Origin of the sequence: Erwinia sp. ErVv1 (genome assembly GCF_900068895.1) — a bacterium.
Lineage (GTDB): Bacteria > Pseudomonadota > Gammaproteobacteria > Enterobacterales > Enterobacteriaceae > Erwinia.
Genome location: NZ_CDPK01000004.1, coordinates 59,502 through 73,487 on the forward strand (window position 1 = coordinate 59,502; position 13,986 = coordinate 73,487).

The 13,986-nt window shown below is 49.0% G+C and carries 18 protein-coding genes and 4 pseudogenes; 9 read left to right on the top strand and 13 right to left on the bottom strand.

Annotation, left to right across the window (positions count from 1 at the left end; translation table 11 throughout):
* Both A1830_RS07295 and A1830_RS22930 read right to left on the bottom strand, forming a co-directional pair.
* A pseudogene (locus A1830_RS07295) lies at nucleotides 1-479 on the bottom strand (hypothetical protein).
* A 25-nt stretch (nucleotides 480-504) separates the two neighbouring features.
* Nucleotides 505-852 carry a hypothetical protein gene (locus A1830_RS22930; RefSeq protein ID WP_067703872.1) on the bottom strand — a complete coding sequence of 116 codons (348 nt, stop codon included), beginning with the start codon at nucleotides 850-852 and terminating at the stop codon, nucleotides 505-507.
* Nucleotides 853-861: 9 nt separating this feature from the next.
* Here A1830_RS22930 and A1830_RS07305 point away from each other — a divergent pair, with 9 nt between their 5' ends.
* Nucleotides 862-1,137, top strand: a complete 276-nt coding sequence (locus tag A1830_RS07305) for a hypothetical protein (protein ID WP_067703875.1) — start codon at nucleotides 862-864, stop codon at nucleotides 1,135-1,137.
* Between the two features lie 103 nt (nucleotides 1,138-1,240).
* On the opposite strand, the gene A1830_RS07310 is transcribed toward A1830_RS07305, so the two are convergent.
* Nucleotides 1,241-1,588, bottom strand: coding sequence for a DUF1493 family protein (locus tag A1830_RS07310; RefSeq protein WP_067703879.1), 348 nt, complete (start codon nucleotides 1,586-1,588; stop codon nucleotides 1,241-1,243).
* On the bottom strand, nucleotides 1,579-2,010 hold the full coding sequence (locus tag A1830_RS07315) for an STM2901 family protein (protein WP_369815698.1): 432 nt from the start codon (nucleotides 2,008-2,010) through the stop codon (nucleotides 1,579-1,581). Before A1830_RS07315 ends, A1830_RS07310 begins: the two co-directional genes overlap by 10 nt.
* Before the next feature lie 725 nt (nucleotides 2,011-2,735).
* On the opposite strand from A1830_RS07315, the gene A1830_RS07325 reads away from it, so the two are divergent.
* Entirely contained in the window at nucleotides 2,736-3,446 is a 711-nt protein-coding gene (locus A1830_RS07325) for a hypothetical protein (protein ID WP_067703883.1), read from the top strand.
* Nucleotides 3,447-3,642: 196 nt separating this feature from the next.
* Here the strand turns inward: A1830_RS07325 and A1830_RS07330 are convergent, their stop codons facing one another.
* From A1830_RS07330 to A1830_RS07340, 3 genes are all read right to left on the bottom strand, one after another.
* Entirely contained in the window at nucleotides 3,643-3,834 is a 192-nt protein-coding gene (locus A1830_RS07330) for a hypothetical protein (RefSeq protein WP_067703886.1), read from the bottom strand.
* A 113-nt stretch (nucleotides 3,835-3,947) separates the two neighbouring features.
* Nucleotides 3,948-4,274, bottom strand: coding sequence for a DUF1493 family protein (locus A1830_RS07335; protein ID WP_067703887.1), 327 nt, complete (start codon nucleotides 4,272-4,274; stop codon nucleotides 3,948-3,950).
* Nucleotides 4,268-4,714, bottom strand: coding sequence for an STM2901 family protein (locus A1830_RS07340; protein WP_067703889.1), 447 nt, complete (start codon nucleotides 4,712-4,714; stop codon nucleotides 4,268-4,270). The genes A1830_RS07335 and A1830_RS07340 overlap by 7 nt, the downstream gene beginning before the upstream one ends.
* A 208-nt stretch (nucleotides 4,715-4,922) precedes the next feature.
* On the opposite strand from A1830_RS07340, the pseudogene A1830_RS22110 reads away from it, so the two are divergent.
* A pseudogene (locus A1830_RS22110) lies at nucleotides 4,923-5,584 on the top strand (transposase); the annotation flags it as partial.
* 126 nt (nucleotides 5,585-5,710) lie between these two features.
* On the opposite strand, the pseudogene A1830_RS07355 reads toward A1830_RS22110, so the two are convergent.
* Nucleotides 5,711-5,980: pseudogene (locus tag A1830_RS07355) on the bottom strand (hypothetical protein); the annotation flags it as partial.
* Between the two features lie 343 nt (nucleotides 5,981-6,323).
* On the opposite strand from A1830_RS07355, the gene A1830_RS21250 reads away from it, so the two are divergent.
* Together A1830_RS21250 and A1830_RS22115 are read left to right on the top strand one after the other, a co-directional pair.
* The gene (locus A1830_RS21250; protein ID WP_082804116.1) at nucleotides 6,324-6,461 is read left to right on the top strand and encodes a transposase; all 138 of its coding nucleotides are present in this window, start codon (nucleotides 6,324-6,326) and stop codon (nucleotides 6,459-6,461) included.
* Nucleotides 6,451-6,726: pseudogene (locus A1830_RS22115) on the top strand (phosphatidylinositol kinase); the annotation flags it as partial. The gene A1830_RS21250 and the pseudogene A1830_RS22115, both read left to right, overlap by 11 nt.
* A gap of 59 nt (nucleotides 6,727-6,785) precedes the next feature.
* Here the strand turns inward: A1830_RS22115 and A1830_RS07365 are convergent.
* The 4 genes from A1830_RS07365 to A1830_RS22555 form a co-directional block, all read right to left on the bottom strand.
* Nucleotides 6,786-7,247 carry a lysozyme inhibitor LprI family protein gene (locus A1830_RS07365; protein WP_082804117.1) on the bottom strand — a complete coding sequence of 154 codons (462 nt, stop codon included), beginning with the start codon at nucleotides 7,245-7,247 and terminating at the stop codon, nucleotides 6,786-6,788.
* 424 nt (nucleotides 7,248-7,671) lie between these two features.
* Nucleotides 7,672-7,998 carry a contact-dependent growth inhibition system immunity protein gene (locus A1830_RS07375; RefSeq protein WP_231877588.1) on the bottom strand — a complete coding sequence of 109 codons (327 nt, stop codon included), beginning with the start codon at nucleotides 7,996-7,998 and terminating at the stop codon, nucleotides 7,672-7,674.
* Nucleotides 7,999-8,019: 21 nt separating this feature from the next.
* A complete protein-coding gene (locus tag A1830_RS07380) occupies nucleotides 8,020-8,811 on the bottom strand; it encodes an RNase A-like domain-containing protein (RefSeq protein ID WP_067703902.1) in 792 nt (263 codons plus the stop codon).
* Nucleotides 8,812-9,157: 346 nt separating this feature from the next.
* The gene (locus tag A1830_RS22555; RefSeq protein WP_156484959.1) at nucleotides 9,158-9,394 is read right to left on the bottom strand and encodes a DUF1493 family protein; all 237 of its coding nucleotides are present in this window, start codon (nucleotides 9,392-9,394) and stop codon (nucleotides 9,158-9,160) included.
* Between the two features lie 54 nt (nucleotides 9,395-9,448).
* Here A1830_RS22555 and A1830_RS22940 point away from each other — a divergent pair, with 54 nt between their 5' ends.
* From A1830_RS22940 to A1830_RS07390, 3 genes are all read left to right on the top strand, one after another.
* Nucleotides 9,449-9,592: a hypothetical protein gene (locus A1830_RS22940; RefSeq protein ID WP_197473298.1), complete on the top strand. Its 144-nt coding sequence runs from the start codon at nucleotides 9,449-9,451 to the stop codon at nucleotides 9,590-9,592.
* 238 nt (nucleotides 9,593-9,830) lie between these two features.
* The gene (locus A1830_RS07385) at nucleotides 9,831-10,271 is read left to right on the top strand and encodes a hypothetical protein (RefSeq protein ID WP_067703905.1); all 441 of its coding nucleotides are present in this window, start codon (nucleotides 9,831-9,833) and stop codon (nucleotides 10,269-10,271) included.
* A gap of 389 nt (nucleotides 10,272-10,660) precedes the next feature.
* Nucleotides 10,661-11,638 carry an alpha/beta hydrolase gene (locus tag A1830_RS07390; RefSeq protein ID WP_231877594.1) on the top strand — a complete coding sequence of 326 codons (978 nt, stop codon included), beginning with the start codon at nucleotides 10,661-10,663 and terminating at the stop codon, nucleotides 11,636-11,638.
* An 85-nt stretch (nucleotides 11,639-11,723) separates the two neighbouring features.
* Here the strand turns inward: A1830_RS07390 and A1830_RS07395 are convergent, their stop codons facing one another.
* Nucleotides 11,724-12,848, bottom strand: a complete 1,125-nt coding sequence (locus tag A1830_RS07395; protein ID WP_067703913.1) for an AI-2E family transporter — start codon at nucleotides 12,846-12,848, stop codon at nucleotides 11,724-11,726.
* A gap of 135 nt (nucleotides 12,849-12,983) precedes the next feature.
* Here A1830_RS07395 and treR point away from each other — a divergent pair, with 135 nt between their 5' ends.
* Complete coding sequence (gene treR, locus A1830_RS07400; RefSeq protein WP_067703916.1) at nucleotides 12,984-13,949, top strand: trehalose operon repressor TreR; 966 nt, start codon at nucleotides 12,984-12,986, stop codon at nucleotides 13,947-13,949.
* Nucleotides 13,950-13,986 lie beyond the last annotated feature (37 nt).

Sequence of the window (13,986 nt, forward strand, 5' to 3'; positions counted from 1 at the left end):
CTATTCCAGTGCGTCGTTTACCGGCTTAAGCACCTTGCGCTCAAACCAGGTCATTTGTTCTTCGCTCTCGCCTGCGGCCCGCCTTTGCCGTTGCCGGTCTGTTTAGTGGCCGTGGTTTTGCCGCTTGCGCGTGCTTCGCGCTTTTCCTGAACGCTTACATGCTCGGTTAGCGTGAACGTTATCAGCCAGGACATTTTCCCTTCCTGCTGCGGGGCGTCAACGTTCCCGGTAAAAGTCGCCTCGCGAAAACTCACCGCGCGCGCCACCTCATGCGCCACATGGTATTTCTGCCGCTGGCCACTGGCATCAGTTGCAGACGCCAGCTCAAAAATGCGTATCAGCAGCGCAATATCACTGAACCCGATTTCGCCGCTGATCCTCAGCTCTTTTCCCTTGATGCCCTGCTCTGCTTTAGCCGTTGAACTGGTCTGCCCGGACTGGTCTTTGTCCTGAAAAGTCATTGATACGGTGACCCGCATATTTTTAAGCGGGATGCCCTCACCGTTAAGCGCCAGCGTCGGGTTTGTACTCGTGGATCATGCCTCTTATTCCTTCAAGATTGTCACCGACCAGCATCATGGCCACCGAATACACAGCGGACGGCTGCGGAATATCTTTTTCCAGCTGCGTGAGCGTGGTCACCACGTCGTCGCCGCCGGTAAACACCCATGCCCGGGCGCTTTTGCCCTGCAGATCGCTCAGCCCTGCGGCAATCTCTGTCAGCATGGCATCACGTTTCTGGCCAAATGCAGCCAGCAGCGCTTTCAGCCCGTCAAGCCCGGCTGCTGCGCCTGCTTCGCTCTGGGCCTGCTTCACGGCGGCGGCTGCAAACGCGGCGCGGCTGGATGGCACGGACAGGCAATGCGCGACACAAAAGGCCTGGGCAACTTCCACCACCTGTTTATGTACGCGACGGACGGCATCAAAATTTTGCCGCTTAGCGAGGTGACGACAAAGGATGATTTCTTTAACATCAAGAAGGCCAGCCGCGACGACCTGTTAAGCGCACCGGGTGCCGCCGCAGATGATGGGGATTATCCCGGACAACTCTGGCGGGTTCGGGGATGCAGTGAAGGCGTCACAGGTATTTGTACGGAACGAGCTGACGCCGTTGCAGGAAAGGCTGAAGGAGATTAATGAGTGGATGGGGGAAGAGGCGATCGCGTTTCGGCCCTGTTCACTGGAAACGACGTTGATAAACTGAATATACTGCGCCTGCTTTCGCAGGCATTGTTACATATCAGTAAAGCCAACGGCCCGCTTTAGCTGATTCAATTAGCATAGCGATAGTTAATGGTTCAGCGCGCTTTTCTTCCACACGCATGGATCGCGGTCGAATAAAGTTAGGAATAAATCCTTTGCTGACCGGCCAGTATTTCAGGAAATCAAAGCTGGAATCATCAACATTGAAGCGGGAAAAATACTCTTTCATAATATCGTCGCCGGTTTCTCTGGCCCACGGGTATTCGCCGGTAGAAAGACTGGTATCAAGTGACAGTGGCCGCTTTTTACTGAAGGGAGTCGGTAAATTCCATTTATTGTCGTACCATCCAAACACCTTCCGGGCCAGTTCGTCGCTCAGTTCCAAAACTTATCCTCTTTGCGCGCAATATGGTTATATGTTGTTGTCGCTTTCCAGCCGATAGTCGCTACATCGTTAAGTAAAAATGTGATGCCCAATATAGGTATCCAGCGCCCGGCAAAAGCGCCTAAATTAGTAACGTAACTGAATTTTCTTCTTCTGATTGAACCGTTCGTCAGGGTTGGTAACTGCATGCGTGTTTCAATATTAATCCAGCGGCGCAGATTTTCACTAAGGATACTGGTTCCCTTCGTTGCCCCACGTGGTTTTGCTCTTGTAGATTTAATTGGCTGACCAAGAATGAAAAGAGCAAGCGCTATCACATCGTTAACCCCAAGCTGTTTTTGGGCTTCCTCCAGAAAAACCCAGAAAAAAAGCTCTTCGGCGGTAAGGTTATGCATCCCTTTGTAGAAGTACGTCCCATTCAGCTATTCTGTAGTATCCATATCATTCCCTTGAGTAAGTGACTTTATCGCCTAAAACACTACCACATCATTTCCCGTCAGGGCCAGACTCCATCAGACGCAATCAGACGCATCCTGCGAGCCTCTCCCGTTTCGCTCGCGATTACCCACCCCTCATTATGCCTCCGGCCTCTGTGCCACTGACGCTGCCTGTCGCACATATGTTTACCCCCTCAGTGCGCAATGCTATCTCCGCCACGGCTGCCCGCTTTGTGCATCGTTTTTGATGCAGTTGCATCGAGCCATCGAAACCGCGTCAGAACAAGTCGGGAACATCAAAAATGAGAGGCAGAAATGCATGCAGAATAATGCACTCAATGCATGCATAGCTTTGATGAAGCTGATTATCGGTAATGCCAGTCTTCACTAGCTATCAGAGCGTGATCTTGATCGACAGATTTTGCTCACAGCGGTGACAGTGAGAACAGCCAAAACGACGGAGAAAAGGCCCAGAAAAATTATCAGCGAGAGTAAAGGGTTTATCACTCCCCCTAAGCTCGTAAAATCACTCATCCTCGCGAGCTGCTCAGGCGTCAATGTACGAAGAATGATCTCCGGTATAATTAGAAAGAAAATAATAACAACCGGAACATAAATTAGCGTTTTTTTTGCTTTCTCCATCTTCTTTCTTGCCCTTGTTGGCGAACATGATCAAAAATTGGTTAGATGATACAACAAGGACTTAAGGTATGTCACAAACCTATTTGCAATTGAAGATGCAGGCCAACAAGAAATTAGCTATTGCATTAACAAATTCACTTAATGACATCCATGCAGATCATATATCTACTATTGAAAAGGTAAAGCTGGGTGGGCAGCGGCTTATCAATTATGGTTCATGCCTTGTCCCGAATGAATATTATCGTAGTTCATGCCGTGATACGTGGAGAGAGGACCGACGGTTAGTTCTTACTTTGGGTGAGATATATAGAAGAAATGATGTCGCTCTGGATATGGTCGAAATTTATTTCCGTAAAACCTTTACAAGACTTGGAGATGAAAGAAGCAATAATCTTGTGTCTCATATCCAAAAATTGTTAGGCAAAGCGGCAGAGCATGCATCTGCTAAAGCCAGTAAGCTGGCTCTATCCTTCACAATTGCCAACTTAGTGCTTGGCAGCGCCGACTTCCAAAAAAGCCATATCAAACTTGTTAATTCTTTCTCAACATGGTTTGTGAACGCAACAACACTTTATGCCAAAGCACAAGTAGCCGCATCAGCTGCAAACAGGCTTAAATTCCAGGATTCTTCATACTATCAGGCTCTGTGCAAAGAAAACCTTGAAATGCTTTACTTTCTTATTGAACCCCAAATGTCTGAAATAATTTACCAGGTGAATTCTGGAGATAATAACGAAGAAAAAATTGCAGATGCTTTGTATGAGATTTTACGTAAATGAAGCGTGCAATTTTATGGTTAATCCAGTCATTTTTCTATTTGATACCTGCCGCAGTCATTGTGGCAGGCGTGTATTTCTTTATACGGTTTATCCCGAGCTATGCAGCACTTCTTAGCTTATCATGGATAATCGTTGTTTCTTTCATATATATTAAATATAACAAATGGTATTAATAATATTCTGGCACCAGTGAGGCTTAATTTTCAAACGAGACAGTCGAAAAAGCGACCGAAAATTGATTGTCAGATAACGTGTGATTAGCCGCGATTTCGGCGATTAAATTCAGCGCGATCTCTCTGTCCCGCTCTTTACAAACACCTTCCGTAGTCAGGCGCGCTATCAGCTCCACGCGCTCAATCATCACCCGTTCTTGTAAATCGTCTGCCATTTTTACCCTCCCAACCCCAAAGAACTGTACATAAACACAGTATATTTTTTCTGACAAATTGTGAAAGGCTTTTTTACCTTACAATGGGTTTACAAAATTATTTATTTGGTTGCTCAGTCATAAAGCCAGCGGCCCGCTTTTGCTGATTCAGTAAACATTCTGACCGTCAGGGGTTTCTTTTCTTGCTTGAGAGGTCGACTGGTAAACCACTTGCGGAAAAACCAGGGTGTCGTCCAGGGATAATATTGATTTACATCCATTACGGATAGATCGACGCTGAACTGATGCCCGAACTTCTCAATTGCAGGAAACAGGTCTTCCTGTTCCGTGTATTCCTGAAGAATATCATCCATCCCCACGGCATTACTTTTAGTTGGAAGCCATCCTAAAATTGGCAACTCATTCTGAAAAAAGGCGAGGACATCATTTTCAGTTACCATACTTTATCACCACCACGAGCTATCCGATTATAAGTGATCATTGTTTTGAATGTGATTTGTGCAAAATCATTTGCCAGTAGCAGCCAGCCGACTACGGGCACCGTTCTTCCAACAAACGCCCCAAGGTTGTTCACATACATGGGTTTCAAAAGTTTGATGCTTTTGTTTGTTATGGTGGGGAGCCTGAACGGCAAATGAATATCCAGGTATTGGCGGGACATTCTGGAGGCTATCGAAGTTCCTTTGGTTGCCGGACCTGGCTTTGCGCGAGTTTTCAGTAATGGTAACCCAAGGATAATGCTGCTGACAGCAACTAAATCATGGATACCGTATTGCTCATCAATTTTCTCTATAAATATCCAAAAAAACAGCTCGCCAGCTGACAATTCATTCATTCCATTATAGAAATATGTTCCGTTTAATTCTTCAATCGTATCCATACCTGCTCCTTGCCATTAGTCAGGACTTTAACTTAAACCAAAGTGGCCCGTTTTAAAACAGGCCCGGCTTCTACATGGGCATTTTGTCCCGGTACTTCTGAAGATGGGCTATCAGCGCGTCAAGCTGTTCGCGGTTTGGTAATCCCCCCCAAAAAACCGGTGTGTTCATAAGTAGAGTTTTCTCGTAATCTGAACCGGGGAGATTTCTATGAAAAAATCACGTTTTACCGACAGCCAGATAATGGCCATCCTGAAGCAGGCCGAAGCCGGAACGCCAGTGGCTGAACTGTGCCGCGAGCATGGCATGAGCAATGCCAGTTTCTACAAGTGGCGTTCTCGCTTTGGCGGTATGGTTGCTTCCATGATGGCCCGACTGAAAGAGCTGGAAGACGAAAATCGCCGTCTCAAAAAGATGTATGCCGAAGAACGACTCAAAGCCGAAATCATTCAGGAAGCCATGGCAAAAGGGTGTACCGGATTTACTGCGAGTTGTCGCTGAACATGCGGATCAAACCGAAAAAACGACTGAAACGGAATAAACCTGAACCGCTGGCTGTGCCTGAAAACAGCAACGAATGCTGGTCGATGGACTTGATGCATGATCAGCTATCGGATGGCCGTTCCGTCCGTTTACTGAATGTTATCGATGACTTTAATCGTGAGGCCCTGGCCATTGAGGTGGATTTTTCTCTGCCTGCAAATCGTGTGATGAGGTCTCTCGAGCAACTCATTGAATGGAAAGGTAAACCGGCAGCGAAACGATGCGATAACGGGCCAGAATATACCGGTAAGATACTGATATCATGGGCGGCTGAGCAGAATATAACACTTCGCTTTATTCAGCCCGGTAACCCTCAACAAAACGCTTATAGAATGGCTACACGCCGATGCAGCATAGACAACGCACGATCTGATTCTACTTATCACCTCCGTTAAAAATGGGAGGATTACCCATGGCTCGCTAAGGGGAAAGAAAGAGCTTTAGAAGTATGAAAGTTCGGCAGCTAACTTCGCCAGTTGCGCTGTCGCGGTTTGCGACTCACGCCCGCTAATCACCTGGTTTAAAGATGTCCTGATGGTATCAAGGCTGTGCGCCCATACGACCACGCATCCCGCTTTTGACAGCATTGTTGGCTCAGGCACCACGCAAAGCGCGCCAGCGCCAAATGATTCAACTACGCCACCCACTAAACCCAGACCGTCCCACAGGCGATTACTCCAGGTCTCGCCTTCACTCACCGTTTTTCTGTGCAATATTGCTGCCATTTGCACGGGTGAAATGGCTATTGATACGCCCTCTTNAGGTCTCGCCTTCACTCACCGTTTTTCTGTGCAATATTGCTGCCATTTGCACGGGTGAAATGGCTATTGATACGCCCTCTTCATCATTCATATTAATTCCCTTTAACAAGATAAGATATTCGCTAAGGCTATTCTTGCCGCCTGGTGTGGTCAATACTCCATCTCTGTAACTAACGCCGTTATAAGAACGTAAAAATCCCGGCAGAGTAAATAAGGTTCACGCTGCCTGACCCTGATCCAAAATCCTGCTCCATTCAGAAACAGAATTCCGGCATGATAAACACTCCCCTGAACGGAGGTGGTGCCGATGAAAAAGTCACGATTCACCGACGAGCAGATTGTCTTTGCCCTGAAGCAGGCCGGGCTGGGGACGTCCGTACCTGACGTCTGCTGCAAACTCAGTATCTCCGATGCCACTTTTTACATGTGGCGTAGAGGTATTTGATTTTGGTGGCCAGCGCTTTCTTGAGACCCCCCGATTCGATCGCGTTGGTGGAATGGGTCGTATCGGCGTCTTCTCACTGCGGGCACTTGATGCAGAGTTTATCGGCAATGCCACGGCCTCCTGGCCTGTTCTGGTCAATAACCTTGTTACGGAGGGGCATGTCCATCCTGAGGCCGCCTCCGACACCGCCCGGCTTTGGACATTCGGGATGCTCATTGGCAATACCGACATGCACCACGGAAACCTGTCGTTCATCAGTAGCCACAAATTGAATAAAAATGGCAGCTTTGGCAGGCGTTATCTGTATTAGCTGTTGAACAATGGTCAACCTTCAGAGAGATCGGGATGCACCATCCTGATTTCCTCTATACGCCTTATTCCCAAGTTAATCTGGCAACTCAACGCAATTGCTCCATAACCATCGCTGCCTTCTGCTCCGGCACTGGCTGCTTTACAGTAGTCCTGTCGATACTTCAACCATAGATCCTGACTGCTGATGAAAGCTTTCTTCATTTCTTCCCGCTGTGCTTTATCTCCCACCCACCATTGCCTGTAATCATAATTTGATATTTCTTTTAATTTATCCTGATAAGCTGTGTTTACTTTTTTTTCTGTCAATTTACTTACTGAACTCAGGCATTCACTATTATTATCACCACTCTTTTCCGCACAGGCTTCAGTGTCCTTAATTTCGATAATACTGGCAGGATTAGAATCAGCGTAAGTATTCATGGCATAAACTGACAGCACTGCACCAATAATATAAAGAGAACTATACTTTATCATTTACTCAGGCTCCTGATTCTTATTTCATTCCTGCGTCTATCTTGACTAAAGATGGGGTCATTACTCAGGTACTGGATTATTTCACTACGACTGCCACCACTCGCCATTATTTTTACCATGTCTGATGCCGTCCGGTTTCCCTGATAAATGGTATCAACAAAGACATCACGTATTACTCTATCAATTTTTGACCAGGTGAGAGCGGCAGTTACCCGAAGGGAGCCTGCCGCATAAATGTTTACCCCCTCAGCGCGCAATGCTATCCCCGCCACGCCTGCCCGCTTTGACGCCGCTTTTAATGCAGTTGCATGAACCTACCTAAACTGCACCAGAGCTGGCATTGATAAGGATCCATACAGGGGATCCACGCATGCAAAACCATGTACCATTTGCATGCATGGCTTGCTAAGGGGGCTAAAGCGCTTTAGAAGTGGGACAACTCAGAGGAGTGGCCGTTAGTACGCAGGTTATCAATCACCCTTACTTTGACTATTCCGATCCACTGTTCGGCGGTCATATTCCAGCGGTCGGGCCAAAAATCGTGTTTATACCTTTCTGAAAAAATCGCCAGCCCGTCAGGTTTCTGCTCGAACTCCTGAATGTTAGCCAGCAGCATTCGCAGGTTGAAAGGATGAGATGTTGCCAGATACTCATTCAGTAGATTATCAAAATCCATTTCCGGGTCGAAAATGTCGCAATCCTGTCCAAAATAAGCCACGACGAGATTATCCATCTCGCACGACTTGCTCATATCGGCATCCATAATTTTTCCTTAAGGTGTTGGAAATGCAGTGACAATGTAATACAGCTTACCAGCGTAAGTCGTTGGACGTATTACCAGGCGAACCCCATAAGCTTTTTTGACCACCGTACTGCCTTTTTCAACATAGGTGCCAATTGGAAACCAGAATCGGTGAGCATACACAAGCGTTGTACGGGCATGAGAATACTTCAGCGCAAAAGCGAGTTGGGATTTTTTTAAGAAAAGCACCTCTGAAGTGACTAACTCGGCCATCTTGAGGTTTTTAAACGTGCTGGACATTTTGGGTGAGCGAGGCTCAGAAAAGCGGGCGATTAACTGCGCTGGAGACAAGCCGACGTGACGCGCAATTGTATGCCCCAGCGCCCCGCCTTCATGCTCCGCTAGCCTGATCCGACCTGAATACACCGATGCAACTCGTGCCGCACCTGCGGCGCTGGCAAACGCAAGCGGAACCAGCAGGTCAACCGTAACGCCGACTTTATATGCCGTTGCGCTATCGGCTCCAAGCTGTTCGGCAGCTAACTTCGCCAGTTGCGCTGTCGCGGTTTGCGACTCACGTCCGCTAATCACCTGGTTTAAAGATGTCCTGATGGTATCAAGGCTGTGCGCTCCTACGACCACGCATCCCGCTTTTGACAGCATTGTTGGCTCAGGCACCACGCAAAGCGCGCCAGCGCCAAAGGATTCAACTACGCCACCCACTAAACCCNAGGTCTCGCCTTCACTCACCGTTTTTCTGTGCAATATTGCTGCCATTTGCACGGGTGAAATGGCTATTGATACGCCCTCTTCATCATTCATATTAATTCCCTTTATCGCTAAGGCTATTCTTCCCGCCTGGTGTGGTCAATGCTCCATCTCTGCAACTAACGCCGTTATAAGAACGTAAAAACCCCGGCAGAAAAAATAAGGTTCACGCTGCCTGACCCTACCCCAAAATCCTGCCAGCTTCGACTAATTTCAGTACAGCGATGATCTGGTGTTCAGTGAATCGGATCTTACGCATAGCGATCTTCTTAGGGGACGTAATCAGTATGTCGGAAGCTCTCTAAAAGTGAATGGACCATTTTAGCGGGACGCTTACACTGCCTGAGTAGACAGCCGGTTATTCAAGGTCTCGCCTTAACTTACCGTTTTCCTGTGCAGGTTAGTCGTATAACCGTTCACCTGATTTTGCTGAAAAAATTAATATACCAACGGTGAAATCTGCAACAGGTACAGATTTAGTTTTCTTAAGCGAATTCCATGAAAAGGACTCATCAATAATGATGCATGATGTGATCCTGCTATATAGCAAAATTTCGATTTGTATCAGAGATCTCTTTTTATATCGGGACAGGGTGTTTTCAGAGCCGCCGTTATGTGGCATTGTAAAATCAAGCATTAAACATACTCCAGAAAATCTGGGGTTTTAATAATACTCATGGAGCCATTCATTATGACCAAAAAAATCAAACCCCAGGACAACTCATCCAATATCCCCAACCCCAACAAAGGATCTGACGGGACAAATAAACAACATGACCAGGCTCAGGGAAATAGAGGAAAACAAATGAATCCAAACCAGCAGAATAAGAAATAAAAAAAGCTGCATCGAAAGATGCGGCTTTTCTGCTAAACGATCATGCTGACAACCAATGAAACCCGCTCTCACAGGCTCTCATCATCCTCACCCTATCCTCCATCACGCCTGCGCCCGCATTGTCCCCTGGCCGCACCAAAGCCTTTACCCCGCTCCAGCGCACGTGCACAATCACTTCTGACTGTCATCACGGCGATAATACCTTAACCTGCCACCCCGTCCTTAAGTGAGAAACTCGATGAACGCTAAGATTATAACTTTGCTAATTTCTGCCTTAAGCATCAGTACCGCGATGTCAGCAACGGTCGAGGATATGGATCACCGGCTGGACTCTCTGTTCGGGGCGCATCAGCCTTATCACGCCTTTTTCGATCGGTTGCAGACATCCGTGGCGCATAAGGATAAAGACAGGCTTGCCTCTATGGTGTCTTATCCTATTACCGTTTCCGTTAAAGGTAAGAAAACGCGTATCCGCACGGCCAGCGATTTTAAAAAGCATTACGACGTTATTTTCACGCCGGTTTATTCCCGGGCGATAACCCGCCAGAAATATGAGGATCTCTTCGCCCGGGATCTCGGCGTTATGGTTGGGGATGGGGGCCAGCTGTGGTTTAGCGGCGTGTGCCCGGACAGTGCCTGTAAAACCACCAGGGTGCTGATCACCGGTATCAATAACTAAGCGGAGATCGTCCGGCCGGTGATGCCACTAAGCGTAACGCCCTTCAGGTTTCAGCGAAGAACCTGATGGGCAAGAAGCAGGTAAAAGACTTTCCCGCAAACCCTGAACAAAAACCGCCCTAATAGTTAAACTAAACTCGAATTAACCACGGGCAAATAATCCCGACCCGCAACAAAAAACCCAACTTACCCCCATCGCCATTGCATAAAAAAACCTATTTATCATCATCTTAATCGATACGGGCATATTTTCTCATTTCTTCTATTCTTAAATGGCACTTATTTTTAATGGCTACCCACTTCGCCAATCATTGATTTTTTTTGATAATCTGAGGATGAAATATGAAACCACTGGCTCGTTATTTACTTAGCGGCAGTTTAATACTTTCGATGGGCTCTGCTTACGCTGCTTCACAAACCGACCCGCATCTGGATAAGGGTGTCCAGACCTTTGTTAACGCACTGAACAGCGGCAACGGAAAACCTATCGAACAGCTCTCGCCTAAGGATGCACGTGCGGTGCTGTCCGGCGCACAGTCGGGCGTTAAGGTGGATTTGTCCGGGGTGACGGTATCGAACAAGACCATTCAGGTCGATGGAAAACCTCTTGAATTAACCATCGTCCGGCCGGAAAACGTTAAAGGTACGCTACCGGCGTTTATGTTCTTCCACGGCGGTGGCTGGGTGCTGGGTGACTACCCCACTCATCAGCGTATGGTCAGAGATCTGGTCGTCTCTTCAGGTGCCGTTGCGGTGTTCGTTAACTACACGCCAAGCCCGGAAGCACACTATCCGGTTGCCATCAATCAGGCTTACGCGGCGACAAAATGGGTTGCTGAACAGGGTGCCGATATCGACGTAGACGGCAGCCGCCTGGCCGTTGCCGGTAATAGCGTTGGCGGTAATATGGCGACGGTGGTCAGCTTGATGGCTAAAGATAAAGGTACGCCGAAGCTGCGCTACCAGGTGCTGTTCTGGCCGGTTACGGATGCTAAATTTGATACCGCCTCCTACAAGCAGTTCGCTGAAGGCCGCTTCCTGACCCGCAATATGATGAAATGGTTCTGGGATAACTACACCACCAGCGCCAGCCAGCGCGCAGAGATTTACGCTTCGCCGCTGCGGGCCTCTGATGACCAGCTTAAGGGGCTGCCTCCGGCACTGGTTCAGACGGCTGAAAATGATGTTCTACGCGATGAAGGTGAAGCCTACGCCCGCAAGCTGAATGCTGCCGGTGTGGATGTGGTGCAGGTTCGCTATAACGGTATGATCCATGATTACGGCCTGCTGAACGCCGTGGCTACCGTGCCAGAGGTTCAGGTCGCGCTGGATCAGGCGGGTTTACTGCTTAAGGAACATCTTAAGTAAGCGTTAGCTGGCGATACCCTCGCCTTAATACGCCACTGCCGATTGTTGATTCGGCAGTGGCTCATCCGACGACATTATCCGGACGTTACTTCGCTTCTTCCGCCGCATCGGCGTGATTCTGACCTTCTTCGATGAAATCTTCATCGATCTCATCGCTATTCGCCTGATTATCGCGACCGGAAAGCAGGTTCCAGCAGGCAATAAACATCGCGGCGATAAGCGGGCCAATGACGAAGCCATTGATGCCGTAAACTTCCATCCCGCCCAGCGTGGCGATCAGAATCAGGTAGTCCGGCATTTTGGTATCCTTGCCGACCAGCAGCGGGCGAAGAATATTATCAACCAGCCCAATCACCACCACAAAGAATCCGACCAGGAAAAGGCCCTGCCAGAGCATGCCGGAGGCAAAGAAATAGACGGCGGCAGGCACCCAGATTATTGCTGAACCCACGGCCGGTATCAGTGAAAGCAGCGCAATAAGCGCGCCCCACAGCAGGCTGCCTTCAATGCCGGTAAAGTAGAATGCCAGGCCACCCAGCGCCCCCTGCACGACGGCTACCACCACGGTACCCTTTACCGTCGCGCGCGATACGGCAGCAAATTTCATAAACAGATGATGCTTCGCATACTTCGAAAGCGGCAGCGCTTCGAGGATCAGGTTCACCAGATAGGAACCATCCTTTAGCAGGAAAAACAGCAGATAGAGCATGATGCCGAAGCCTATCGTAAAGCCGAAGGTGCTCTTGCCTATCAGGAAAACGCTTCCCGCCAGATACTGGCTCCCCTGCAGCGCAAACTGCGAAAGCTTCTGCTGGATGCTGGCCGCCGTATCCAGATGATGTTCCGACAGGAAATTACCTGCCCAGGCGGGAAGATGCTGCATGATATCCGCAAGAACGGTCGGCAGCTGCGTGTTGTTGTGCTGAAGTTTGGTATAGACCACGTTGAATTCAATCGCCATGGAGGACGCGAGAACTACCAGCGGGGTGAAAACGATTAAACAGATAATCAACAGGGTTAAGAATGAGGCCAGCCCATTCTTCTCACCGATAAGCTTACGCAACCGGGTTTTCAACGGATGGAAAATAATCGCCAGAATGGCCGCCCATAATACGGATGAGTAGTAAGGCCCCAGGATATCCAGAAACGCTACCGTCACAATAAAAAGAATTACAATAAAAAATCCTTTCGTCAGGCCTTTAAATCTCATAACAATCCCTCTGAAGCGCAATTTTGCCCCCGAATCATAGAACGGCAGCCTGCTTTTGCAACAGCGTAACAAAACTAATTTATGGTATCGTAACGATATCTGACGCCACGTCGCGACGCCCCTTTAGCGCCCACTATGCAAAATCGCCTGACCATAAAAGATATCGCGCGCCTGAGCGGCGTCGGTAAATCGACCGTTTCCCGCGTAATTAATAATGAAAGCGGCGTGAATCCTGATACGCGCGCCAGAATTCTCCAGGTGATTGAACAGCATAACTTTCATCCGTCGAAATCCGCACGATCGCTGCGTAGCCTGAGCGATAAGGTCGTCGCGATTATCGTTTCAAGGCTGGACTCCCCGTCTGAAAATCAGGCGGTCAGATCGATGCTACCGCTGTTTTATCAGCAGGGGTACGACCCTATCGTGCTGGAAAGCCAGTTCAACCCGGCCCGGGTTGAGGAGCATCTTCAGGTGCTGGCGCAGCGTAATATTGATGGCGTCGTGCTGTTTGGCTTTACCGGATTGGGAAGTGAAATGTTGACGCCATGGCAGGACAAGCTGGTGATGATGGCCCGCCCAATGCCTGGCCTGTCATCCGTTTGCTACGACGATGCCGGCGCCGTGGCTCTGCTGATGGACGAACTGATCAAGAGACAGCTGCGCCATATCAGCTTTATTGGCGTGACGCCCGAGGACACCACCACCGGCAAACAGCGGTCCGACGCCTACCGTGCAGTGTGCCAGGCGCATAAGCTGCTGCCTTCGCTGGCGCTGGGTGATTTGGGCTATCAAAGCGGTTACGACCTGTTACCCCAGGTACTCACCCCACAGACGCAGGCGGTGATTTGCGCGTCCGATACCATCACTCTGGGCGTGCAAAAATATCTGCAACAGGTGCAGCCCAACGCCGTACAGGTGTGCTGCATCGGCACCAATCCCCTTTTACACTTCCTTTATCCCGCCACCCTGTTTGTTAGCCTGGGCTACAGCAGCAGCGGAGAAGCCGCGGCAAAACAGCTGATTGCGCAGCTGTCGGGCAGCGGGCCGCATCAGCAGATCACCCTGCCGGCCAGGCTTATTTCTGCCCCACTCGTCCCCTGACCGCTCTACCGGCGCGTTAAGCGTCCCTCTTTGGCAG

Excerpts from the sequence above, each read along its gene's own strand:
- A1830_RS07305 (WP_067703875.1), top strand. The coding sequence starts at position 862 with ATGCGCGACACAAAAGGCCTGGGCAACTTCCACCACCTGTTTATGTAC.
- A1830_RS07325 (WP_067703883.1), top strand. The coding sequence starts at position 2,736 with ATGTCACAAACCTATTTGCAATTGAAGATGCAGGCCAACAAGAAATTA.
- A1830_RS07330 (WP_067703886.1), bottom strand. The coding sequence starts at position 3,834 with ATGGCAGACGATTTACAAGAACGGGTGATGATTGAGCGCGTGGAGCTG.
- A1830_RS07335 (WP_067703887.1), bottom strand. The coding sequence starts at position 4,274 with ATGGTAACTGAAAATGATGTCCTCGCCTTTTTTCAGAATGAGTTGCCA.
- A1830_RS07340 (WP_067703889.1), bottom strand. The coding sequence starts at position 4,714 with ATGGATACGATTGAAGAATTAAACGGAACATATTTCTATAATGGAATG.
- A1830_RS21250 (WP_082804116.1), top strand. The coding sequence starts at position 6,324 with ATGAAAAAGTCACGATTCACCGACGAGCAGATTGTCTTTGCCCTGAAG.
- A1830_RS07365 (WP_082804117.1), bottom strand. The coding sequence starts at position 7,247 with ATGATAAAGTATAGTTCTCTTTATATTATTGGTGCAGTGCTGTCAGTT.
- A1830_RS07375 (WP_231877588.1), bottom strand. The coding sequence starts at position 7,998 with ATGAGCAAGTCGTGCGAGATGGATAATCTCGTCGTGGCTTATTTTGGA.
- A1830_RS22555 (WP_156484959.1), bottom strand. The coding sequence starts at position 9,394 with ATGCTTGATTTTACAATGCCACATAACGGCGGCTCTGAAAACACCCTG.
- A1830_RS22940 (WP_197473298.1), top strand. The coding sequence starts at position 9,449 with ATGACCAAAAAAATCAAACCCCAGGACAACTCATCCAATATCCCCAAC.
- A1830_RS07385 (WP_067703905.1), top strand. The coding sequence starts at position 9,831 with ATGAACGCTAAGATTATAACTTTGCTAATTTCTGCCTTAAGCATCAGT.
- A1830_RS07390 (WP_231877594.1), top strand. The coding sequence starts at position 10,661 with ATGGGCTCTGCTTACGCTGCTTCACAAACCGACCCGCATCTGGATAAG.
- A1830_RS07395 (WP_067703913.1), bottom strand. The coding sequence starts at position 12,848 with ATGAGATTTAAAGGCCTGACGAAAGGATTTTTTATTGTAATTCTTTTT.
- treR (WP_067703916.1), top strand. The coding sequence starts at position 12,984 with ATGCAAAATCGCCTGACCATAAAAGATATCGCGCGCCTGAGCGGCGTC.